Genomic DNA, 23,113 nt, shown 5'->3' with positions numbered 1-23,113 from the left:
CAGCGTCGCGGAGACTAGCCTGCAGGCAGGAGGTCCGCATGTCTGAGGAACGCAGCCAGACGCTGATCGCCTCGGTGCAGCGCGCGCTCACCCTCGTAGACGTCGTGGCGAGTGCTCCGCGGCCGGTTCCCGTGAAGACCGTCGCCCGGCTCACCGGGCTGACGCTGGGTACCGCGTACAACATCGCCCGCACGCTCGTTCACGAGGGCTACCTGGCGCAGGAGCCCGACGGGCTTGTACTCGGCGGCAGATTCCCCGGACTGCGCCCGAGCGACGACGAGGGCGTGTTCCTCGCCAAGACCCGCAACACGCTTCGCTCGGTGACTGAACAACTCGGGGTCACCGCGTACCTCTCCCGTTACGACGACGGTGAGGTGCAGGTCGTTGACATCGTGGATGCTGCGGCGTCGCCCCGTGTGGAGCTGTGGGTCGGTATCAACCGCAGCGCGCACGCCACCGCTCTTGGCAAGCAGATACTTGCTGAGCTGGCCCCCGAGGAACGCATGGACTACCTGAGCAGCCATCCGCTCGAGGAACTCACGCCACACACCGTACGCGACCGGCGCGCCCTGCTCAGCCAGCTCGAACGCACGCAGGGCGCGACGCTGGAGCACCAGGAATACGCGCTCGGCTACACGTGCGTGGCTGTGCCGGTGCGTGCGCCGGGCGTTCTCGCGTCGCTGGCGGTCTCGCTGCCGCATCGTCAGCTCGGGTCGCGGCTCGACGACACGATCGCACACCTCAAGAGCGCCGCGGGTGCGCTCTCGATACAGCTCGGAACCGAGCACTACGGCCGCGGCGCCTCGGCGCTGGCCGCCCCCTCGTTCACTATCTGAAAATCGTGACATGGTGTCACCCAAATGGGGAGAATACGCTTGAGGAAGGGGAAATCCCGGTGGGATCGAGGCTCAGCCTCTCCCGTGGAGTGCCGCCGAGGTTTCGGGTATCTCGGCGGCACTCCACCGTTTCAGTAGGCTCGAGAGTGCCATGACGAACAACGCGAACGAGCCGCATCCGCAGGCCGCGCCCGGGCCGGGACCTGACGCTGAGGCGAGCACAGAGCCGCAGGCCGCGTCGGCGCCTGAGCGCGGCATCACGCGCCGCTCCCTCATCGTCGGCGGTGGCGTAACGGCGGCGGCCGCACTCGTGGGCGGCTTCTTCGCCGGCCGGGCGTTCCCCTACCCCGGCACGGCGCCGACCCCCTCCCCCACGCCCGAGCCGAAGGGCTGGCGCAGCTACCACACGAGCGAGGCACAGGCACCGCGCGTGAGCACGTGGAAGTCGGCGCAGACAGCATCCGGTCACCTTTTCGTGGACCCCAAAGACGACGTCTTCAACGGCATGATCATGGATGACGCGGGCGAGCCCATCTGGATCGAGCCGACCCGCGCCGACCTCACCGACCTTCGGGTGCAACGATTCGAGGGCGAACCCGTGCTCACGTACTGGTCTGGCAAGAGCGTCGCGTACCACGGCGAGGGTTCCGGCACGATTCTCGACACCTCGTACCGGCCGGTGGCGACCGTCAACGCCGGAAACGGCCTGAAGGCCGACCTGCACGAGTTCAACCTGACCGACCGCGGCACCGCCCTCATCACCGCGTACGGCACCGCTTCAGCCGACCTCAGCGCCATCGGCGGGCCGAAAGAGGGGTACGTGTTCACCGGCCACGTGCAGGAGATCGACGTGCGCACGGGCGAGGTACTGCTCGACTGGAACTCGCTCGATCACGTGCCGGTGACGGAGACGCATCAGGCGGTGACGTTCACCGAAGGGCACGACGGGTCATCGCCCGAGCACGCGTTCGACTACTTCCACGTGAACGGAGTCGACGACGACGGGGATGCGCTGCTCATCTCGGCCCGGCACACGTGGTGCGTGTACCGCATCGACCGCACGAGCGGTGCCGTGCTCTGGCGGTTCGGCGGAAAGCACAGCGACATCAGCGTGCCCGAACATGCGGTGTTCTCGTGGCAGCACGACGTGCGCAGGCAGCCCGACGGCAGCATCTCGCTCTACGACAACCATGTCGAAGTGAAGACGAAGGGCGAGGCGTCGCGGGGCATGGTCTTCCGACTCGATGAGAGCGCGCGGTCGGCGAAACTGCTGCACGAGTACGCGTACGGCGGGCATACGGGCACGGCCATGGGCAGCACGCAACTGCTCGAGAACGGGCACGTGCTCGTCACGTGGGGTACAGACCCTGCGCTCACCGAGTTCACCCGCGACGGTGAGGCCGTGTATGAGATGAGTGGTCTCGGTAAGAACCTCTACCGAGGGTGGCGCGGCGAATGGCATGCGAGGCCGCGCACCAAGCCCGCGGTGGCGGTCGAGCGCGGCGGCGCGGGCGGCAGCAACGACGACCGCATGCTTGTGCATGTCAGCTGGAACGGCGCGACCGACGTGCACCGCTGGCGCGTTCTCGCGGGGCCGGATGCGCGCCGCCTCGCCGTGGCCAGGACGGCACGGCGGGCCGGCTTCGAGACCAGCATCGAGACGCCGGCGCATGCGGCCGTGCGCGTCGAGGCACTCGACGCGGGCGGGCGCGTGCTCGGCGCATCCGCTGTCGTTACGTCATAGCGAGCGCCAGCGGGTTGAGGAGGCGCGTAGCGCCGTCAGCGGGTCGAGGAGGCGCGCAGCGCCGTCAGCGGGTTGAGGAGGCGCGCAGCGCCGTCTCGAAACCCCATCCGACGTACCTCCCGGCGATTTCGAGACGCGCGCGTTCCGCGCGCTCCTCAATCCGCCTCACACCGTAGCGAGATCCTCAAGCGTCGGGCCATTTCGAGAGTGCTTCAACCGCTCGACCCACAACATGGCCCGACCCCAGCACACGCTCACCCAGCACGCGCCCTACCACTCGCGCGCGGCGGGCCATTTCGAGAGTGTTTCAGCCGTTCGACCCGCGATATGGCCCGACCCTTGAGGCCAGACTGGGGTCAGGCTCAGCACGCTCGGCGAGGTCACGCGTCGGCGAGATCGTCGGGGTCGGTGACGGGCAGGCGGCAGACGAAGTCGCGGCACACGTAGGCGGTCGGCTTGTGGTGCCGGCAGGTGCGGTCGGCGAAGAGCTCGAAGCCGGCGTCGGCCAACTCGCGCGCCTGCGATTCGCTGACGACGGCGGTGAGGCCGCCGGGCCGCATGCGCGCCGCCTCCCTCATGGGGCTGCCAGGGTGGTGACTGTGCGCATCCGGCTCGACGAGCACGAACTGTTCGTCGCCGGCTTCCATGGCGGAGGCGAGCGCGAGGGCCGCGCCGAAGGCAAGGGGTCGGGATGGCGCGAGTTCCGCGACGAGGCCCAGCGTCTCGCGCGCGGCCTCCTCATAGCGCCGCTGCCCCGTCAGCAGCCAGAGCGTGTGCGCGGCGCGCGCGAGCGCCGAGGGCCCCGACGGGTACGCGCCCTCGGAGGGGTCGGCGTCGATCACGAGCCCGCGCGAGGCGAGCACCGGGTCGCCGCCGCCGGGCACGGCGAACGGCAGCGCCTGCTCGGCCGCGCTGCCTGCCGTCAGCGACTGGTCGATGAGGCTGCGCGCCGCCGCCGCGTAGTCGCGCCGCCCGGTGACCTGCGCCAGCGCGAGCAGGCCCTGGGCGAACATGCCGTAATCCTCGAGGGTCGCGGCGGCATCCGAGACGCGGTCCCCCACGGATGCGCGTACGAGACGTCCGTCCGAACGCACGTGCCGTGCGAGGAGCCCGTCCGCCGCGAGGCGGGCGGCATCCGTCCATGTGGGCTCTGCGAAGGCGAACCCTGCGTGGGCGAGCGCGGCGATGGCGAGGCCGTTCCAGCCGGTCAGCACCTTCTCGTCGAGCGCGGGCGGGCGTTGGCCCTCGCGCTCGCCGGCGTCAAGCAGGTAGTAGCCGCCCTCTACGCGCTCGCCGTCCACCGTGCTCTCGGAATCCTGCGCCGAAGCGAAGGCGCCGGAGGGCAGCCGCATCACATTGAGCAGGAACGAGGCGATGCCGGCCGCGGCATCCTTTGCCCATGTCGCCTCGGGGTCGCCCTGCCACACGGTCGTGTACGCATCGAGCAACTGCGCGTTGTCGTAGAGCATTCGCTCGTAGTGCGGCTGGCTCCAGTCCCGGCCGACCGCGTAGCGGAAGAAGCCGCCCTCGACCGCGTCGCGCAGGGGCGAGGCCGCCATGTGCTTGAGCGTGCGAGTCACCAGTTCTCGCGCCTTCCGCGATCGATTGCCCCGCTCGCTGAGGAAGCCGAGCACCGGCCCGGCGGGGAACTTCGGGGCCATGCCGAAGCCGCCGAACCGCTCGTCCTCGTTCGCGGCGAGGGCGTCGACGGCGGCGTCCAGCTGCTGCGCGCCCGGCAGCGCGGCAGCGCGCGAGGTGACGGATGCCGCAGCCGACGTGAGCGCCTCGGCGATGCGCGCGGCGTTCTGTTCCACTTCGTCCCGCCGCTCGTTCCAGGCCTCGGCGACCGCGTCGAGCACCTGGCTGAACGAGGCCTGGCCGGGCACCGGCTGTGGCGGAAAGTAGGTGCCGGCGAAGAAGGCGCGCCCCTCGGGTGTCGCGAAGATCGTGAGCGGCCAGCCCAGGTTCGAGGTGAACGCGCTGGCCGCGGCGAGGTAGCCGGCGTCGACCTCGGGGTGCTCCTCGCGGTCGACCTTGATCGCGACGAAGCGGGTGTTCAGCGCCTCGGCCGCTGTCGGATCGGAGAAGCTCTCGCGGGCCATCACGTGGCACCAGTGGCAGGTGGAATAACCGATGGAAACGAGCACGGGCACGTCGCGCCGGCGCGCCTCGGCGAACGCCGCCTCGCCCCACGGGTACCAGTCGACGGGGTTGTCGGCGTGCGCGCGCAGGTATGGGCTGATCGCGTCAGAGAGCCGGTTGGTCATAGCCCCAGCCTAAGCACGGGCCGCATTCATCGCTGGTCAGTATCCGCTCCGGGCGCTCGACGGTATGCTTTTGTCATACCTAATCGGCTGGGAGACCTGATGGCTGTACGCAAGGTGGCGGTCACACTGCCAGAAGAACTCTTTGAGATCGTGGAGCGAGCACGCGCGATCGAGCACCGGACCCGTTCAGAAGTGGTACAGGAAGCGTTGCGCACCCATTTCGGCGAGGCCGTCTACGTGCCCAGCGATGAGGAGCGGCGACTTCTCGTCGCCGCGCTCGACGAGGTTGCGGATGCTCCCGAGAAGATCCGCGATTGGGAACAAGTGCGTGCCGAGTTGCGAGCTGACCGGTGACAGTCCGGCTCACCGGACTAGCGGTGAGCGACCTGAGCGAGATTCGTGACCACTACCGGGCCATAGACGACGACATCGAACGCCGGTTCCTCGACCAGTTCGACCTCGTGGTGGAGCGGCTCCTCAGCTTCCCCCGCGGCGCTCCGTCAGTTGAGGGATTTTCCGGCGTCAGGCGCGCCCGAATCCGTGCGCTGCCGTACGGCGTCTTCTATCGCCTCGAGGGGGACGACATCCTGATCCTTCGCGTGCTGCACACCCGCCGTGCCGCGCCTGACCTCGAATGATGACGTCAAGAGAGTCGAGGGCACGGCAGCGACTTGTCATCTCACCTGGCGGGCCGTGGGTACCGCTGGAGGAAACCTCTATCGGGCGATCGGTAGTGGATTGACAAGCATGTGATCTAAGCGGGAAGTAACGCTTCGAGTTCGTGCAGGAGCGTTTGAGCACTCTCTGCCCGTTCGGACTCGTAATGGAGTACTGGACCGCGGAGATCTAGTAGGCCGAATCGGCCGTCGACCAACACTCGCCGAAACTCCTCCACCCTCTCTGTGTCGGCGTGTCCAGGATGTCTTGTGCCATCGAGTGCGCGCCGCGTGAAACGTCGAACGAGTTCCTCTGGCGATGCGGTGCAATGTATTTGTATGGCGACGAATCCATATCGATCCTGCCATTTTCGGAACTTCGCGTTTTCGAATTCGGCACTGTAGGCGGCATCGATTAGGAAGGGCTTGCCGGCGCGGAGCTGCAGCTCGATGACCTGATCCAGAAGTGCGAACGATGCGCGGCCGAGCTTCACTGACCAAGCCACGTCTCCGGTCCCGAGGCTATCGAACAGCGACTCCTTCAAGGCGTCCTTTGACACGACAGGCAGATGCCAGCGGTCCGCAATCTTGGAACTGATCGTCGACTTCCCCGATGCGGGGCGTCCGAGGACCAATACGACGTACTGAGGACCCGGCGCAAGCGTTTCGCACGACATGCTCCCTGTTTAGCAGAGGCGCACGCGTCCCCGTAACGCGGAACGGTCCTAGCGACCAGACGAAGTGTGCAAAAGGAACGGTATGCAGGCCACGCCGAACACCGAACGAAACAGCGACTTCGTTAGTGAACGTGCACGCCGAAAAGGAGCACAGCCCCAGCGATCACCACAGCAACAAGCACCAGAACCACGACCCAGCCCTGCCAGCCCGAGGGGAAGTAGTTGCTGCCCGTGACCATGAACTACGGCTTGCGGAGCTTGTCGGACATGCCCCAATGGTAGCTCCGACACTGTCGCCCCCTCACCCGCGAGACCGGTCAGCGACATATGAGAAACGAGAGGTGGCGCATCCTGATCGCGGTTCAACTCCGCCCGCAAGCGGGACGTTCACCCGGCCGCATTCGCGGCGCTTCTCGGGACAGCTTTGAGAGCGCTTGTCGCTTCGAGCGATGCCCGTAAGCGGAACCTCAAGTGGACCCCTAAACGGCCTCCCCGTAGAATTCCGGTGTAGCACCGTCGGCGCCAGTGTCGTCCGTCACCTACGGCACTGCGCCAAGATGGGGAATTGCCAAAGGTACTGCTCCGCGGCCCCGCCGCGCGGGTCCGAAACCAAGTGCCCGTAAGCCGGGCGATCAATGGGACACGTGAGAAGCCGGCTGGCTGTTCGCCTAACGGCGAACCATCCGGATCTCGCGGACGCGCTCCTCTACCTTGGATGTGCCATCAGGGACAAAGCCCTGCTTCCGGTAGAAGGCCTGCGCTCTCGGATTGGGATCGGCAACCCAGAGTCCGCCGGTTGCCGTCGGCTCGATAACAGTGTTGAGCAGCGCCGCGCCGGCTCCAGATCCGTGCACTGCTGCGTAGGTGTATAGGACGTAGAGCTGTGAGGACCAGTCGGCGTCGACGTCCATTGCCGGCCCGGCCATGGCGATTCCGATCAGGGTGCCGTTGCGTTCGGCGACAGCGACCCTGTTCTCGGAGTACCGCGGGTCGGATAACGCCGCTGTCCAGAAACGCTCGCGGCGGCCAATGAAACGTGGATCGTCGAGAACCTCGTCTGGCATGAGTCCTCTATACGTCTCGCGCCACGACTCGACGTGCACCCGAGCAATTTGCGGGACGTCGCGTTCCGCTGCTGGTCTGGTGCGAATCCCCGATTCCATAGCTCGACGGTAGCCCATGCTCAGGACGCAAGCGAGCGCGGCTGCCAGGCGCAGTCCGATAGCCCAACCCTTGCAGGGCGGTTTGCAACATCGGCGTACTGACTAGTCCCGTTCGGCGATCGCCTTCACGCCCTTTACTAGGCTGTCCCACATGCCTTTCGAGTGCTCGGCCCCTTCAACGGTTGCATTGTTGTCCTGCGACAACGTGAACTCTGTCGTGTCGCCCTCACCTTTTAACGTCCACGTGAGTGTGTGGTAATTCTCGGGCACGTCGTCCTGGCCACTCAAGGGGCTGAAATGCGTATTCACGAGTCGCCGTTCGGACTCAAGTTCAAGTATCACGCCTTTGTCCTCATAGTCCTTGCCCTCCCAAACGCCGCGCCAGAGGATCGGGGAGCCGACGGTCCAGTCGGTCACGACGTCTGTGCCGAACATGAACTCCTTGATCGCAACGCTGTCAGTGAGTACCGACCACACACGACCCCTTGGCGCATCGATCGTGATGGTCGAGGTCGCGACATACTTCCCAGTCATTGCAATCTCCTTCTTCCAAATTAATTGGTGTCCACGCCGCCTGCCGCTAATCTATTCGGTTGCGCCCCAGAGAAGGTGTGATGCACGGTCGTTCAGGTTGCCCGCAAGGGAACGGCCTACGGGACATCGGAGTCGTTCCGCAAGCGGATCGTTCATCAGGACATGCGGGGTACTCACTCAGCGTTCGGCTGACTTGAGGTCTTCAGCCGCGCGCAGGTCGGTCGGATGAGCGTCACTGACGCTCGGGCGAGCGCCAAGACGCGCGCAGCTGCTGCACGATGCTCTGCAGCATCTCGTCGCAGGGGGTGACGGGGCCTTCCGCGATGTCGAGGTTGCGTCGGGAATCGTCGTCGGAGTGCTGGGGGACGAGATGGAACACGAGCGCGGGGGGCACTTCGCTGCGTGGGAGCAAAAGGAAGCCTACGTCCACGACCTCCGAAGAGCGATCGCCGTAAGACGTCTGACCTGAAGTCGCATAAGTACCTGCGTCCGAAGGAAGCTAAGCGGGCGGCGGCTGTGGCTCATCGACACAAATACCGTCGAACGCTCAGAGCGCTGCTAGCTGGTCGAACGCGGCTTGTGTCTCGGCGCCAAGCTGGCTGGGACTCGTTGCCCGACGTCGGGCTATCTGATAGCAGGCCAGCGCGACCTGGCTGGCGAACACCGCTGTGGGCTCACTCGTGCCACGCCCTACGAGAAGTTGAGTAAATCGGTCGGCGATCAGCTGCGTCTTCAGGGCATCGTGTGCGCGCAATTCAAGGTGCTTCTCGACCAGCTCGTAGTGGAGTGCATACCCGTCGATGTTGTCGCTTGCGTACTCACAAAATGCGACGACGATAGCCCGCAACTGCTCGACGGCCTCCGCAGCGGTGTGGGCGGGGCCGACAGACTGGCCCGCCGCGGATTGGGTGATCTGTTCAAGCATCTCCTGCTCGTGGGCGAACACAACTTCGGCCTTGTCACCGAAATATCGAAAGAACGTGGTGCGTCCGACATCCGCTCGGGCGGCGATGTCCGTCACGGAAACATTGTCGAAGCCTTTCGCGGCGAAGAGTTCGTCCGCGGCTTCGATGATGCGCTGCTGGACGAGACGCCGTTTGCGCTCCCTGAGGGACTCAACTGCGGGGACGGTTTGCGACACGGCTCGAGCCTACATGAAAAGGTATCTAGTACCGTATAAGACTCAACATGTTATGGTACTGAGTACCAAAAACAATTCACAAACGAAGGACTGCTCATGCTGACCATCCAGGACCGTCTCGACATCAGTGAGACTCTGGCCCTCCACGCCTACATCGTGGACACGAACCAGTTGGACCGGTTGGATGATCTGTTCGCGCCGGATGCGGTTTACGACATGTCAGCGACAGCGAGCGGCCTTGGAGCATTCCAGGGAATAGACGCGATCCGCGTCGCGGCGGGACGACTGGCCGAAAGCGGCCACGCTCCGCTCACGCATTTCGTAACGAACATCATCGCGACGAGCGCGGGAGAGGACGCCGCGACGGTCCAGTCCAGAGGGCTGATGATCATGGCAGACGGCTCGGCCCACGCCGTGTCCCACGACGACGTCCTGCAACGACGTCACGGGCTGTGGCGCATTAGTCGCCGGGTCATCACCCCTCTCGGCGGCCCCGCCACCACCCCGGCAGGTCGCCGGTGACCTCGTCGATGCCCACACCCGCTGCCTGCCAAGTAAAGGAACCGTCATGACCGAGTCGCTCGCCATCACCCGCGTCACCCACAGCTGTCACCTGATCGAGATCGGCGGACTGACGGTACTCACAGACCCCTGGTTCTCACAGAAGACCTTCTACCACCCCGGCGAGCCGATCGCCTTCCAACCGGAAGGACTGCCACACCTCGACGCGGTGGTGATCAGCCACGAGCATTACGACCACTGCGACCTCGACGCGTTCAAGCGTTACCCGGACAAGGACGTACCGATGATCGTCGCCGGTCCCGTTGTCGAGAAGGCGAGGAAGGTCGGCTTCACAAACGTCACCCCACTTGAGGCGTGGGAGAGCACGAACGTCGGCGACCTGACTTTCAACGCAGCCCCCGGCGAGCACGGCGTTTACGAAGTCACGTACGTGATCACCGGCGGCGGCCGTAGCGTCTACTTCGCCGGCGACACACTCCTCACACCGGAACTGCGCACCCTAACCGACCGTTTCGGTCCCCTCGACGTGACCCTGCTCCCGGTCAATGGTCTCCATATCCGAATGGCGGGAAACAAACAGGTCGTCATGAACGCCGAAGAAGCCGCCGAACTCACCTCAGTCCTGCGCCCCAAACTGGCAATCCCGCAGCACTACGCCTTCACGGCCGGCCCCATCGGCGACCGCCTCATCCTCAAAAGCGACAAAGACCCGACGCTCTACGTCGACGCCGCCCGCCGTCTCGTCCCAGACGTTCCCGTCACAGTGATTAAACCAGGACAGCGTCTGGTCGTTCCAGCATGAAGTAGCGGAGAGACGTTCGCGGGCTCAATCGAAGCGTGTAACTGATCTCGGCACAATGGCCCCATGGGCGGGGCGCCACAGTCGCGCACTCGCCAGGTGGTGCTCGGCGCCGTTGTCTTCGCCACCAACCGAGTGCGCGCGAGACGCGGCCGCAGAGGTGTCCGAATGAGGGGACGATCACCGGACGGCTTTCGAGCGCGACCCCCGAGGGCGAATCTATGCGGCATTCAATCGGCAGACAGTGCCGGCTCGGGCACCTCTTATGGGATTGTTGCCAACCATTGCTGTCGCCATGACTGCGGCGCAATGTTCGGTTATGAATGAACTACTGATCGGGTACGCACGCGTATCCACAAACGAGCAAGACCTCACCGCCCAACGCAACGCCCTGGAAGTCCTCGGCGTCAGATCGAACCTGATCTACACCGACCACGGCCTCACCGGCACCAACCGGGCACGACCCGGACTGCGAGAAGCCCTCGCCGCCTGCCGGGGCGGTGACACTCTCGTCGTGGCCAAACTCGACCGGTTAGCCCGTTCCCTACGGACGCAAAAAACATCGTCGACGAACTGACGGTCAAGGGCGTCAAACTCAGCATCGGCGGCTCCGTGCACGACCCGACCGACCCGGTCGGTCGGCTGCTGTTCAACGTCCTGGCGATGGTGGCGGAGTTCGAATCAGACCTCATCCGCGCCCGAACCCGAGAAGGGATGCAGGAGGCCAAAGCCAAAGGGCACCTGCGCGGCAAACAACCCAAACTCTCGCCTGCGCGGCAACGTCACCTGATCGAAGTACACCAGGTCGGGACCCATTTCACCGCTGAACTCGCCGAACTATTCAACGTCGCCCGCTCCACCGTCTACCGAACGATACAGCGCCAATCGACACGCTGCCCGGAACGTCCGACACCGCAGGTGGATTATGCCACAATCCCAGACCGATAGCGGAACGGTCACCGGGCGGCCGGCCCCGCGACCGGAGATGCGACGCTATTAGGCGCTCAGTGATCGCGAAGGGTGTCCCGACTGTGCGATAGCGGGAGTGTTCCCGATACGCGGCGGTCGATGCCTGGGGCGCGTCCGGGCCACGTGGCTGCCCGGTCTGATGGGGATATCGGCTCATAGCGCTCTGTATCCTCAATTGGGGCAACGAAGGAGCACGTCATGTCCGCCAGAAGAAGAACTGGCCGCGTAAGCACTGTCACGAGCACCCTGCTGTTCGTAGTCATCTGTGTTGGACTGCTCTTGCTCTACATCTCGTTCGGGTGGCCCCTTTGGCAGGTGTCGGCGGCGCTCGAAAACTGGACAGTATCGGCGCTTGAAAAGTGAACACTCAACGATTGGAGAGTGATCACTTTGGAAGATTGGGCGTTGATTCGGAGGCTTGCTGCGGAGGGCGAGTCGAAGGCGAGGATCGCTGCGAGGTTGGGGGTCTCGCGGACCACGGTCATCAAGGCGGTGAGCTCGGAGTCACCGCCTCGCTATGAGCGGAAGGCTGGCCCGACGTCGTTCACGCCGTTCGAGGCGCGGGTGCGGGAACTGCTCACCGAGACGCCGAGCATGCCGGCGACGGTGTTGGCGGAACGGGTCGGGTGGGAGGGTTCGATCCGGTGGTTCCGTGACAACGTGAAGCGGCTGCGACCGGAGCAGCAGCGGATCGATCCGGCGGACCGGCTGGTCTGGGCGGCAGGGGATGCGGCGCAGTGTGATCTGTGGTTCCCGCCGAAGAAGATCCCGCTTGAGGATGGCACGGCGAAGTTGTTGCCGGTGCTGGTGATCACCCCAGCTCATTCGCGGTTCGCCCTCGGGAGGATGATTCCCACCCGGAAGACCGAGGACTTGGTGCTGGGCTCGTGGGAGCTGATCAAGCAACTCGGGAGAGTGCCACGGCGGCTGCTCTGGGACAACGAGCCGGGCATCGGCCGTGGCAAACGCCACGCGGACGGGGTCGATTCCTTCATCGGGACGCTGGCGACCAAGCTTGTGTTGCTGCCGCCACGAGACCCGGAGTCCAAGGGGATCGTGGAACGACGCAACGGCTGGTTCGAGACCTCATTCATGCCCGGACGTTCCTTCGCGTCACCGGCTGATTTCAACGGCCAGTTCACCGACTGGCTGAAGCTGGCGAACCGGCGAGTGGTGCGCACTCTGGGTGCCGCGCCGGCCGACCTCATCGACGCCGACCTGGCCGGCATGCTGCCATTGCCCCCGATCCCGTTGCATCTCGGGTGGCAGGGCCGGATCCGATTGGGTCGCGACTACTACGTCCGTCTGGACACGAACGACTACTCCGTCGACCCGAGCGCGATCGGCCGCCTCGTTGATGTGACCGCGGATCTGGACCGGGTGCGGGTTCGCGCCAGCGGGCGCCTTGTTGCCGAGCATGACCGGGTTTGGGCGCGCGGGATGACGATCACCGATCCCGCCCATGTCGAGACCGCTGTCAGGCTCCGCAGCCAGTTCCAGCACCGCTCCGCCGTTCAGCCTGCCGACGACCTGGCCCGGGACCTGGCGGACTACGACCGCGCGTTCGGGCTCACCGGAGAGGCGATCTGATGGCCGCTACCCCAACGACCCCAGAGTCGGTGAAGCAGATCACTTATCTCGCCGCCGCACTCAAAGCACCCCGCATCATCGAGGCCGCGACCCGGCTCGCCGACCAGGCCCGCGATGCCGGCTGGACCCATGAGGACTACCTCGCCGCGGTCCTCGAACGCGAAGTATCCGCCCGCAACGCGTCCGGCGCTGAGTTGCGCATCAAGGCGGCCGGGTTCGCCGCGAGGAAAACGATTGAGGACTTCGACTGGGACGCGCAACCGGCTACCCGGCAACAAGTCGGCGCCCTGGCCTCGGGCGGGTTCCTCACCGAGGCCCGCAACGTGGTCCTCCTCGGACCGCCCGGGACCGGGAAAACCCACCTCGCCACAGCGCTCGGGATCGTTGCGGCCCGGCACGGGCACCGGGTGCTCTTCGCAACCGCAACCGACTGGGTCACCCGACTCACCGACGCCCACCGGCAAGGCCAGCTGGCCGGCGAGCTTGCCAGGCTGCGGCGTTACGGGCTGATCATCGTCGACGAAGTCGGCTACCTCCCGATCGAACAAGACGCCGCCAACCTGTTCTTCCAGTTGGTGTCCTCCCGCTACGAACACGCGTCGCTGATCCTCACCTCGAACCTGCCCTTCAGCAGCTGGGGTGGTGTCTTCGGAGACCAAGCCGTCGCCGCCGCGATGATCGACCGCATCGTCCACCACGCCGACGTCCTCACGCTGAAAGGCGCCTCCTACCGGCTCCGCGGACGCGGCATCGACAGCCTCCCCAGCATCATCGCCACCACGGGTGAAACCAGCAATTAGACTGCCCAAAACCGTTCACTTTTCAAACGCCGGAAACGTTCACAATTCAAGCGCCGCCGACAGCAGGGTGACGGATCCGGTCCGAATGCACGACGATTCCCTGTGTGAGCCCGCGTTCTCGGTGATTTCAGCGGTCTCGTGCACCCGATCTGGCGCAATTCACCACATCCACGGCATGCTCGGGACGATCTCGGGACGATCTCGGGACGATCTCGGGACGATCTCGGGACGATGAACGTTACCGCCGTGGGAGGGCAGTTGGGACGCCCAAGCTGCCGCGAAGCACATCTGGCCTGCTTGAGCAGTGCCCGACTAGTCGCGATCCCGATCCAACTGCACACCGTCCATCGCTTCTGCTAAGACGTAGGTGATTACTCCGCTCAAAGCACCGACAAATATCTCGTTCCATGCTCGCATCGTCTTCTCGAGGATCTTGAGTGAGGCAAGAGCCTCAGAGATAAGAAGGCGATGATCGTCAGGCTGGTGGGTTTCGCCTTGGTAAACAGTCAGGACTTGGTAGTCTCCGTGGTCAACCCAGGGGCTCGATGTCGCAACTCCGCCTTCAATGGACTGCGGGCGCCAGCGGTGGAAATCAGTATTGCGGCGGCCGACGAGTTTCAACCACCATTCGTCATCGACGAGCGTCCGGAGAAGCTGTACAAGCTGGCGCACCTCTGGCTGGTGGTGATCCGCTGCTTTCTCGAGAGCTGCAACGGAATGCCCGTTGAACGCAAGCCAATGGTCATACTGCTCATCAAACGGTGGAAAGCCTTTGCTTTGCGGAAACGATTTCTCCAATGCGGCGCGGCCGCGGGTCTCCAGAGCGAGCAACCGCGCGGCTATGTTAACGAGACCGTGCGCAGTGCTGAGCGTGTAGTACCCAGCGACCTCCGCGAGCGCCCGCGCCGGAAGGCGAGCACGGTCGTCCGGCAAGCCTTGATTCAACCAGGCCCGTGCGTCACGGCAAGCGGTACCCGCAATACCCAACTGTTCGCCCCCCGAGGCGATGCGGCCGAACATGGTGAATACGCGACCCGGCTCGGCCCGGTGGGCCACTGCATTCATCTCCTGGAAGGACGCATCTTCACCAAGCGTCTGCCAAGCCAGTGCGGTCTCAACCACCATCTGATCGAAGTCGTCAAGCTCTTCCACGTGCCCGGAGAACAACGTAGGGACGACCATCCCCACCATCCGTCCCGGATCAAGTGCTGGGTCAAGTTCGCTCATGCCTAAAAGGCTATTCGAGGATGGTCAGGAGATGAACCTGCTCCTGGAGGGCATCTCCTCTAACCCCAACTGTATTGACCAGTTCCCGTACGCGTCCGACGCTCCTCGGAATAGACAAGAAATAGCCCTGTCCCGACGCGTACCGAACGTGGCATCTTCACGCAGCTGCGCGCGCCAACGCCGGTCCAACTTGCGAGCCGGCCGTTAGCGCCAACCGGCCCTTCCTGTCCGGGCTATTCAAACTCACCAGACAAAATGGCGGCGCGCACGCGGTGAGCGTCCGGAGGGTCCAAGCGGCTGATGAGGTCGAACACGACCAGCGCCGCTTCTTCATGGCTGGTGCGAGCCGCAAGGATCTCGTAGTAACGGAAGATCCCCCGCAGCAGTATTGGCACCGCATCGGCCTTGCCTGTCGTGGCACGGAACGCATTCACGCAGTAGGGCAGGGTGGACGAGCTGATCCATGGGCGGCGAAGCATGTCGGCGGTGAGCACCTGAAGGCTCCTGACTGCGGTGGGTTCGTCGGCGGCGATGTTGATCAGCCACTGTGCCATGGCGTGCACGAAGGTGGCCAGCTCGCTTGGATCTCCGACGTGCGTGTTGATCATCTCCACCGCGAACTCTGCGCGATCCGGCACGTCGTCTCCCCCGGCATTGCGGATCGCGTTGGCGAGACCGAAGGGCGAACCGGCAAGCCCCGCAGCGAGGTCCCAGACCGGCCGGCGAAATCGGATGCCAACATAACCGGCGGCGATGAGGTGGGCCTCGGCGAGATCGACGAGTGCCTCGTCAATGATTTCTTCCGTGCGGAGGTGGACCATCAGCTCCGGCGTGCCGAACGCGTGCCCACCCTGCTGACGGACTAGTTCCTTCAAGGCGAAGTCATCGACCCAGAGGGTGAGATCCGCGTCCACGGCGTGGTCGGCACCCAGCAGGAAGGTCTGGTTGAAGTCGCGCTCGGCGACCGGCTCGAACGCGGTGATGGCCGGGTGGGAGTCGGTGGCGAACTGCGCGAACGACGCTTCCACCCGGTCGGCGAGGGTGGATTGGGCTGCGACTGCTTCCTCGTCGATTTGCTCGACCGTGCCTACTTCGCCGTCGATGCCGGGGCGGTAGGTCATTCCGCTCTCGCGACGCTTCAGGCGTGCGCCGTTGACCGCGTCGGTGTGTTGCTCCCGTAGGACTCGGGCGTTCGCGAAGTGCCCGATCAGTTGGGGTCGGATCTGCTCGGGCAGACGAGCGATGGTGACAACCGCGGACACGTCGAGAACGGCGCCGACGGCGTGCGCGTGCTCGATCGCAGTCCGCTCCGCTTCGGTATCGCGTGAGGCGCTGAAGACAGGGCCATGGTCTCGAGCGAGCAGCGTCTCGAGATAGCTTTTCCCGTACATGAGCCCGGCGAGCCCCAGCGGGGCGCCGCCCGTAGAAATCTGTTCCTCGAGCTCGACGTTCCGCGGTCGGTCACCAATGAGGTCTTGCATCGACTGGAGTGGGTTCTCCATGTCGATGGCGACCTGGCGGATCGCACCCTCGGGGAACTGCTCGACGTAGTTCTGCAGCATCTCCCGGAATGCGTCGCGGTCCGGGTCGGGCGTCTCTTCGTCAGGCTCATCCTCTGAGTCGTCGCCATCCGGCCGCCGACCGAAGAAGAACGCGCCCAGAAGTGCGCCCTGGACATCCTCTTCGGTGGGAAACCGCGCGGAGATACGGAGCGCGTCTTGCGCGGTTCCGACCTCAGCGCCGTATTCCGTGACCAGTTCAATCCAGGCGGCAACCTCGCTGTGTGTCTGCGGCTCGAGGGTTCCCTGCTCACGCCAGGTGCGCAGGGCGCCGGGCAGGTCGTGTGTTTTGACCTGGCAGATGACCACTGCCCACGCTGCGCCGGTGCTGCCGGGCTGGTCGGCGAGCAGGCGCCCGGCGGCGGTCAGCGCCCCCTGCCAATCGCCGTTCGCCGAGTGCGCTTCGACCAGGTGCCGGTATGCGCCCGCTCGACCGCCCCAGGCGCCGGTTGCGCTGCTGAGGGCGTTCTGAAGGTCGGCGATGGCCTCCGGAGTCTGGCCACCGGCGATCCGGGACTTCGCCGATGCGACCCAGAGATCCGGGTCGCCCCACCGCGCGGCGCCATCCCGTGCCACCGCCGCGGCAGCGTCCTCGTCGCCGACCTTCTTGTAGTACATGTAGAGGAATAAGGTGCCGCGGTAGTTGGCGTTCGCGAACCCACGGAAGGCTTCGAGTGCACCGGGCTCTTGGCCGTAGAGCGCGGCGATCATGGTCAGTTCTTGCGCGGCCTCCGCGTTTTCGGGTCCAAGCTGGTCGACGAATTCCGCTCGGACGCCTTGGAAGGCGAGCTGGAGCGCGAGATCCGCCTTCTCACCCCAGTCCTCGGTCTGCTCGACCGCCGCCTGCCAGTGCGTGACGGCCTCCTCACGCCGACCCTCGCTTTCGGCGATTACGGCGGAGACGTGCTCGCGCTTCGCCGGCGGTGCCGTGGAGAGGAGCCTCTTTGCGACGTCGATGTCGCCGAACTCGGCATGGAACAATGCCGCCTCTGCGGCGACGTCGGGATGCTGGAACTCCTCGCTTGTGGCGGGAAGCTCTCCGGTCCCGTTCACCAGGTCCAGCACTCCCTGCTGGTCGGTGAGAGCCCGGCGGACGCGGATTTCCAGAGCGAGCGCCGTTCCGGATTCCAGTCCCCATTGCCGCCGCTTCGCGCGGGCCTCCATCACCATCTGCAGCGCCGTCGACAGGTCCGCAGCGTGAGCGGGCGACGGCTGAATCATCTGCCGTGCGACGAGTGCTCGAACGGCGGCCATTGCTGCGCTCGTCGAGTCATACAGGTCGGCGGTCTCCCGTGACAGCGTCACGCCGTCGTCGATCCGCTTCGAACCGAGGCACAGGTCGGCGAGCATGACGCGACGTTGGAGGTCCTCCCGCTTGGACGGGGCGTTCCATTGCTCAAGGTTCTCGATCGCTCCTTCAATGCCGCCGTCGCGGAGAGCCCCTTTTACGAGCGGGTAGTCTCGGACATCGCGCAGGAACTGGTCCGCCTCGGCGAGGTCGGTGATCCCTTGTGCGCCTGAAAGGCGAAGCATCCAGTACCCGGCTGGCTGAAGGCCGCGCTTAAGGCCGACCTCAATGAGACGGACTGAGGTCCGCTGGTCGTCTGGAGCCGGGAGTTCGGCGGCCATGTCGGCGAGCAGCCCGAACACGGACGCTGGCGCTCCTTCTAAATAGTTCGGCGGGTACGTGGCCAGGCGACGCAGGTGCTCGGCGCGATCGGGCGCCGTCGCAAGATCCGCGATCAGCCGGGTCACCATCGGCCACTCGATTCGGAGATCGCGCAGCTCCTCCGAGCGAAGCGGCGGCATCGCGTTGAGGCGGGCTTGCCACGCGCTTTCGTCGACGGCAGCGAAGGTGGACATGGCCTCGTCGTGTCGCGCGTCCGCCCGGTCCTCGCGAAACTCGGAGGATTGGGTGCTCCCCTCGAGCCCTGCACGGAACGCTTTGGTCAGCGTCTGACGCAGCAGCGCGATGCTCTCGGGCGTGGACGGCACGATGACCGAGCTGAGCGCGCGGTCGAGCTCGTCGTCGGCGCGCGGCTGCTGGACTAGTCGGTCCCGGAATCCGGGTGCGTACATCACCTCGCGCAGCTGCTTGCTATGCACGGTGTAGCCGGCCTTGCGGAGCTTGCGCCGGACGGCGATTCCGACGCGGACCTCGATGAAGACGCGCTTGAGCCACCGCAGGATTGGCCCGCCGGTGAGTTTCAGGGCTGAGAACAAGATGTCGCTAATGACGACGCTCCCCTTCGTCGGGTACGTGTCGATGATAACGTCGGCCTCCGACGTCAGTCCGATCTGGGTCCGGGGACTTCTAATCCCGGCTTCCACCGGGGTCGGGTCGGGGGATGGCGTCGCTCTGTCCGACCTGGGAGCCAGGTTCGGGCGGCGTTGATGGCATCAGACTGGAGTTCGACCGGATCGTCGATGCCAGCGGCGGAACCTACAGGTTGGAGGTTCCACGCCAAGATGGCGAGAAACGCCGGGAATTCCACGGTACTTGGCGGTCGTTTCGGGGCCCGGATTCCGCGCGAGATGGCGGATTCCTACGGGCAGAAGTGCAAGCAGTCCGTCCCGTAAGGGGAACGGCTTGTGGGACGGTCGCGTTGGGCTGCTAGCCATCGAGTAGATCAGCATGGCTCGGATTTTCCCATGCGCGGGAGGGGGCAAGTCCAGTCCACCAGCTTGTCTAGGATCTGGCCGTTGCACTTCTTCGACGCGGACGCCTATGCCCGCGTGGTCAGCGCGCCAAACCTAAACCCGTAGACTTCTCGGTGAACGTGACACGATTCGAGGAGGTGAGCCCGATGCACACACTGTCCACTCTGGGCGCTCCTTCGAGTTCACGATCGCGCGACTGACGTAGCTGTCGCGGGGAGCGCTTGCCAAGCACTCTCAGAAAGCTACGACTATGAATCCTTCACTTCAGCACAACTCGGACACGAGCTCTAACGACGTCCAAGAACATCTCACCGGCACGGCCTTAGTCCTCGCCGGCGCCGGAGCGGCCGGCAACGCCTGGCAGCTCGGTCTCATCGCCGGCCTGTCCGACGCCGGCGTTGATCTCACCGCGGCCGATCTCATCATTGGGACGTCGGCAGGATCGACGGTGGCTGCCCAGATCACGAGCGGGACACGCCCGGCGGAACTGTATGCCGCCATCCTCGCCGAAGGGCCTCCACCCCAGGCTGCCGCCGGGTCGGACAGGGGACGCGGTCACCTCTCGGGGCCGAACTATATGGAATGGTCGAACACGATCATCGACGCGGCCGAGGATGCGTCCGACCTACGCCGCCGGATGGGCGCCGCGGCGCTCGAAATGGGCACATCTGACGGCTCTGGTCAGACCCGCTGGCAGACCCGCTGGCGCGACATCGTCGCGACGCGGCTTCCCAGCCACGACTGGCCGCAGCAGCGGGTGCTGATCACCGCGGTCGATGCCCATACTGGGGAACCGGTCGTGTTCGACAGCCGCAGCGGAATCCAGCTGGTGGACGCCGTCGCCGCCAGCACGAGCAACGGCTTCGGAGGGCCTTACGCGATCGGCGAGAATCAATACATCAACGGCGCCTATCGACGCGGCTCGAATGCCGACCTGGCGGCTGGATACGAGCGGGTGTTGGTGCTGGAGCCATTCAGCGGCAGATCCCGGCACCCGCTGGAGTGGAGCATGGATCTCCGGGCTCAGGTCGACGAGTTGCGCGCGGGGGGCAGCAGAGTCGAGACTGTCTTTCCGGATGCCGGCTCGGGCGACGTGTTCAACGCCAATGCCTTGGATCCGTCAACGCGACTGCCGGCCGCGCGGGGAGGCTACGACCAAGGCCGATCCCTCGCCGCGCAACTCTCCATGTTCTGGCGCTGACGCCGGCGAGACCAGTCGACTCGGTCAGTGTGAGACAGCACCTGCTACCGCCTCGGCCGACATGTGTGCCGTGCGCTCTCCCTGCCCTGCCGGGTCGTCGATCATGACGACCCGGCGAGCCGGTGTCATCGGTAAGTGCGTGTGTGACTTTCGCGAAATTGTTGCCGTGAACTTTCGACTTGTAGTGGCAGTGTGGGTGGTCAACTGTTGTGTCGCAAGCCGGACGAGGAGCGGGGCACCCCTACCGGCCAATAGCGCCGGCGGAGACCCGCGCGACTCCAGGAGGCGAAATTCGCGTATGACCCGCGCGAGAAATTGCCCGGTCAAGGGTCGCTAAACGCTACAGCCGAACCGGGACCGAACTGCTCATCGGCTACGCCGACATTGCCCCATCGACGTGCAAAACCTCGCGCAAAGGAACGGAGTGACATCCGCAGCACTTCGAGTCTCAGCCGAGATGTCGGCCCAGAAGGCCGTGCCGCGACCCCTACCACCCGGTGACGTGCGGCGACACCGGCTCGAAGCGCCGAATGAGCGGCCGGCCGCGCGAGATCGCGGTCTCGATGCGCTCGTGCAGCGCCTCGCTGCTCACGGCGTAGTCGGTGAAGTCGGCGTCACTTGCGTAGACGCCGAGCGGCAGGGTGAGCGCCTGGAAGAACCCGAACAGTGGCCGCAGCTGGTGCTCGATGATCAGCGCGTGCCGGTCACTGCCGCCCGTCGCCGCCAGCAGCACCGGCTTGCCCATCAGCGCGTACTGCCCGACGAAGTCGAACAGGTGCTTGAACAACCCCGTGATGGATGCCCGGTAAACGGGGCTCGCGACCACAAGCAGGTCGGCGTTTTCGATGGCTCTCAGCACCTCTTCAACGGATGCCGGCAGCTCCTCCCGCACGAGAGCCCCGGCGAATTGCGGGCCGATCTCGCTCAACTCGAACAGCGTCGGTTCGATATCGACCTGCCGAGACAGCGCGGCGAGAATCTCGTTCACGAGCGCACTCGTCTTGGACGGCGCATGCAGGCTCCCCGAGACCGCGACAACCCTCAGCGGGGCCGCGCTCGCCCCACCCCGGGCGGCCACGGGCGTTTCCCCCTGCGCTCCCTGGCTCACTGGCCCTGCAGGTAGCGCGCGATCGAATCGGCCTCGGCCACGTTGAGCCGGATGAGCGGCAGAGCGCGCGACACCGCGAGGTCGATGCGCTCCTGCAGGTCGAGGCTGGTGACGCGATGCTCCGTGAAGTCGTTGTCGCTGGCGTACACCCCGATGGGCAGCGTCAGCGCCTGGAAGAACCCGAACAGCGGGCGGAACTGGTGCTCGATGATGAGCGCGTGGCGGTCGCTGCCACCGGTGGCTGCCAGCAGCACCGGCGTGTCGACGAGCGCGTATTGGCCGACGAAGTCGAACAGGTGCTTGAAGAGCCCCGTGAACGACGCGCGGTACACCGGGCTCGCGACGACGAGCAGATCCGCGCCCTCGATGCGCTGCAGCTCGGCCTCGACGCGCGCGCTCACCTGGTCGCGGCGCAGGGCGCCAGCGAATTCGGGCCCGATCTCGTTCACCTCGATCAGGTGCGCGTCGATCTCGATCTCGCGCCCGAACGCGGCGAGGATCTCGCCGACGAGCGCGGTCGTCTTGGAGGGCGCGTGCAGGCTGCCCGAGACGGCGACGACCTTGAGCGGGCGCGAAGGCTGGTTGTGGCTCATGGTCGCAACGCTAGACGAGGGGTGCGGCAGCCGCATCCGTCACTGAAACACAGCGTAAGAAGCGAACACAAGTGGGTTGAGGAGTCGGCAAAGCCGGCTGTCTCGAAACCCGATATCAGCGACAGGATTTGAGACGACGCCCGCTCAGTTCACGTCGGCGGGGCTTGAGGCGACCCGGCCACCACGCTCGAGCGCCGTGATGGCGTCAAGCTCGGCGCGCGAGAGCTCGAAGTCGAAGACGTCGAAGTTCTCGGCCATGCGCTCGCGGTGCGTTGACTTGGGGAAGATGATGTTGCCGCTCTGCAGGTGCCAGCGGATCACGACCTGAGCGGCGGTCTTGCCATGCGCTTCGGCCGCGCTCGTGACCTCGGGCAGCTCGAGCAGGTTGTACTTGCCCTGCCCGAGGGGACCCCACGCCTCGATGTTGATCCCGTGCTCGCGGGCGAACGAGGTGACGTCACGCTGCTGGAAGGCGGGGTGCAGCTCGATCTGGTCGACCGCGGGCACAATGCTCGTCTCGTCGAACAGCCGCTGCAGGTGCTCGCGCTCGAAGTTCGAGACGCCGATGGAGCGGGCTCGACCGGACTCCGCGATCTTCTCGAGCGAGCGCCACGCCTCGACGTAGGTGTCGCGCTTGGGTGCCGGCCAGTGAATGAGGTACAGGTCGACGTAGTCGAGCCCGAGTCGCTCGAGGCTCTCGTCGAATGCGGCCTCGGCGCTCTGCTGTCGGTCGTTCCACAGCTTCGTCGTGATGAAGAGCTCGTCACGGGGCACGCCGGAGGCCGCGATGGCCTCGCCGACCTGCTGCTCGTTGCCGTAGACGGCGGCGGTGTCGATGTGCCGGTAGCCGACCTCGAGTGCGTCGGTGACGACGCGGCGCGCCTCGTCGGCGTCCACGCGGAACACGCCGAACCCCAGCTGGGGAATCTCGGCACCGGAATTGAGCGTGACAGTGGGAACGATATTCGAAGAAGGCATGCTTCAAGGGTAGGCGGTACCGGCGACATGTGCCCGGGGGTCGGGATTTCGAGACGGTCGCTGCGCGACCTCCTCAATCCGCCGAGGC

Annotated in this window: 20 protein-coding genes and 1 pseudogene; 10 read left to right on the top strand and 11 right to left on the bottom strand. The window is 65.4% G+C overall.

Features of this window, described 5'->3' with window-relative positions; genetic code table 11:
- Positions 1 to 38 precede the first annotated feature (38 nt).
- Both OSC27_RS05625 and OSC27_RS05620 read left to right on the top strand, forming a co-directional pair.
- Positions 39 to 836 carry an IclR family transcriptional regulator gene (locus tag OSC27_RS05625; protein WP_267180477.1) on the top strand — a complete coding sequence of 266 codons (798 nt, stop codon included), beginning with the start codon at positions 39 to 41 and terminating at the stop codon, positions 834 to 836.
- Between the two features lie 151 nt (positions 837 to 987).
- Positions 988 to 2,580, top strand: a complete 1,593-nt coding sequence (locus OSC27_RS05620) for an arylsulfotransferase family protein (RefSeq protein ID WP_267180476.1) — start codon at positions 988 to 990, stop codon at positions 2,578 to 2,580.
- 380 nt (positions 2,581 to 2,960) lie between these two features.
- Here the strand turns inward: OSC27_RS05620 and OSC27_RS05615 are convergent, their stop codons facing one another.
- Entirely contained in the window at positions 2,961 to 4,847 is a 1,887-nt protein-coding gene (locus OSC27_RS05615; RefSeq protein ID WP_267180475.1) for a thioredoxin domain-containing protein, read from the bottom strand.
- A gap of 99 nt (positions 4,848 to 4,946) precedes the next feature.
- Between OSC27_RS05615 and OSC27_RS05610 the strand changes: the two genes are divergently transcribed.
- Together OSC27_RS05610 and OSC27_RS05605 are read left to right on the top strand one after the other, a co-directional pair.
- Positions 4,947 to 5,201 (top strand): ribbon-helix-helix protein, CopG family, encoded by a 255-nt coding sequence (locus tag OSC27_RS05610; protein WP_267180474.1) that lies wholly within the window; start codon positions 4,947 to 4,949, stop codon positions 5,199 to 5,201.
- Entirely contained in the window at positions 5,198 to 5,485 is a 288-nt protein-coding gene (locus OSC27_RS05605) for a type II toxin-antitoxin system RelE/ParE family toxin (protein ID WP_267180473.1), read from the top strand. Before OSC27_RS05610 ends, OSC27_RS05605 begins: the two co-directional genes overlap by 4 nt.
- 116 nt (positions 5,486 to 5,601) lie before the next feature.
- On the opposite strand, the gene OSC27_RS05600 is transcribed toward OSC27_RS05605, so the two are convergent.
- The 5 genes from OSC27_RS05600 to OSC27_RS05580 all read right to left on the bottom strand — a co-directional run bounded on the left by OSC27_RS05600 (position 5,602) and on the right by OSC27_RS05580 (position 9,018).
- Positions 5,602 to 6,180 carry an AAA family ATPase gene (locus OSC27_RS05600; RefSeq protein WP_267180472.1) on the bottom strand — a complete coding sequence of 193 codons (579 nt, stop codon included), beginning with the start codon at positions 6,178 to 6,180 and terminating at the stop codon, positions 5,602 to 5,604.
- A gap of 668 nt (positions 6,181 to 6,848) precedes the next feature.
- A complete protein-coding gene (locus OSC27_RS05595) occupies positions 6,849 to 7,244 on the bottom strand; it encodes a GNAT family N-acetyltransferase (RefSeq protein ID WP_267180471.1) in 396 nt (131 codons plus the stop codon).
- A 201-nt stretch (positions 7,245 to 7,445) separates the two neighbouring features.
- Positions 7,446 to 7,877 carry an SRPBCC family protein gene (locus OSC27_RS05590; protein ID WP_267180470.1) on the bottom strand — a complete coding sequence of 144 codons (432 nt, stop codon included), beginning with the start codon at positions 7,875 to 7,877 and terminating at the stop codon, positions 7,446 to 7,448.
- 232 nt (positions 7,878 to 8,109) lie between these two features.
- A complete protein-coding gene (locus tag OSC27_RS05585; protein ID WP_267180469.1) occupies positions 8,110 to 8,289 on the bottom strand; it encodes a hypothetical protein in 180 nt (59 codons plus the stop codon).
- 135 nt (positions 8,290 to 8,424) lie between these two features.
- Positions 8,425 to 9,018 (bottom strand): TetR/AcrR family transcriptional regulator, encoded by a 594-nt coding sequence (locus OSC27_RS05580; protein WP_267180468.1) that lies wholly within the window; start codon positions 9,016 to 9,018, stop codon positions 8,425 to 8,427.
- A 96-nt stretch (positions 9,019 to 9,114) separates the two neighbouring features.
- Here OSC27_RS05580 and OSC27_RS05575 point away from each other — a divergent pair, with 96 nt between their 5' ends.
- From OSC27_RS05575 to istB, 5 genes and pseudogenes are all read left to right on the top strand, one after another.
- On the top strand, positions 9,115 to 9,540 hold the full coding sequence (locus OSC27_RS05575) for a nuclear transport factor 2 family protein (protein ID WP_267180467.1): 426 nt from the start codon (positions 9,115 to 9,117) through the stop codon (positions 9,538 to 9,540).
- 46 nt (positions 9,541 to 9,586) lie between these two features.
- Entirely contained in the window at positions 9,587 to 10,342 is a 756-nt protein-coding gene (locus OSC27_RS05570; protein WP_267180466.1) for an MBL fold metallo-hydrolase, read from the top strand.
- A gap of 316 nt (positions 10,343 to 10,658) precedes the next feature.
- A pseudogene (locus OSC27_RS05565) lies at positions 10,659 to 11,287 on the top strand (recombinase family protein).
- Positions 11,288 to 11,689: 402 nt separating this feature from the next.
- The gene (gene istA / locus OSC27_RS05560) at positions 11,690 to 12,898 is read left to right on the top strand and encodes an IS21 family transposase (protein ID WP_267180465.1); all 1,209 of its coding nucleotides are present in this window, start codon (positions 11,690 to 11,692) and stop codon (positions 12,896 to 12,898) included.
- Positions 12,898 to 13,698, top strand: coding sequence for an IS21-like element helper ATPase IstB (istB, locus tag OSC27_RS05555; protein WP_267180464.1), 801 nt, complete (start codon positions 12,898 to 12,900; stop codon positions 13,696 to 13,698). Before istA ends, istB begins: the two co-directional genes overlap by 1 nt.
- A gap of 312 nt (positions 13,699 to 14,010) precedes the next feature.
- On the opposite strand, the gene OSC27_RS05550 is transcribed toward istB, so the two are convergent.
- Together OSC27_RS05550 and OSC27_RS05545 are read right to left on the bottom strand one after the other, a co-directional pair.
- Entirely contained in the window at positions 14,011 to 14,925 is a 915-nt protein-coding gene (locus tag OSC27_RS05550; protein ID WP_267180463.1) for a hypothetical protein, read from the bottom strand.
- Between the two features lie 233 nt (positions 14,926 to 15,158).
- On the bottom strand, positions 15,159 to 18,815 hold the full coding sequence (locus OSC27_RS05545) for a tetratricopeptide repeat protein (protein WP_267180462.1): 3,657 nt from the start codon (positions 18,813 to 18,815) through the stop codon (positions 15,159 to 15,161).
- Positions 18,816 to 19,395: 580 nt separating this feature from the next.
- On the opposite strand from OSC27_RS05545, the gene OSC27_RS05540 reads away from it, so the two are divergent.
- Positions 19,396 to 20,346, top strand: a complete 951-nt coding sequence (locus OSC27_RS05540) for a patatin-like phospholipase family protein (protein ID WP_267180461.1) — start codon at positions 19,396 to 19,398, stop codon at positions 20,344 to 20,346.
- A 487-nt stretch (positions 20,347 to 20,833) separates the two neighbouring features.
- Here OSC27_RS05540 and msuE (OSC27_RS05535) read toward each other — a convergent pair whose 3' ends face one another.
- From msuE (OSC27_RS05535) to OSC27_RS05525, 3 genes are all read right to left on the bottom strand, one after another.
- Complete coding sequence (gene msuE / locus OSC27_RS05535) at positions 20,834 to 21,424, bottom strand: FMN reductase (protein ID WP_267180460.1); 591 nt, start codon at positions 21,422 to 21,424, stop codon at positions 20,834 to 20,836.
- 26 nt (positions 21,425 to 21,450) lie between these two features.
- Entirely contained in the window at positions 21,451 to 22,047 is a 597-nt protein-coding gene (gene msuE / locus OSC27_RS05530; RefSeq protein ID WP_267180459.1) for an FMN reductase, read from the bottom strand.
- A 144-nt stretch (positions 22,048 to 22,191) separates the two neighbouring features.
- Positions 22,192 to 23,025 carry an aldo/keto reductase gene (locus tag OSC27_RS05525; protein WP_267180458.1) on the bottom strand — a complete coding sequence of 278 codons (834 nt, stop codon included), beginning with the start codon at positions 23,023 to 23,025 and terminating at the stop codon, positions 22,192 to 22,194.
- Positions 23,026 to 23,113 lie beyond the last annotated feature (88 nt).

The sequence above is a fragment of the Microbacterium sp. STN6 genome, from assembly GCF_026410545.1.
Lineage (GTDB): Bacteria > Actinomycetota > Actinomycetes > Actinomycetales > Microbacteriaceae > Root112D2.
Note: the sequence above shows the minus strand (reverse complement) of the source record. Positions and strands in the feature narration are given on the sequence as shown.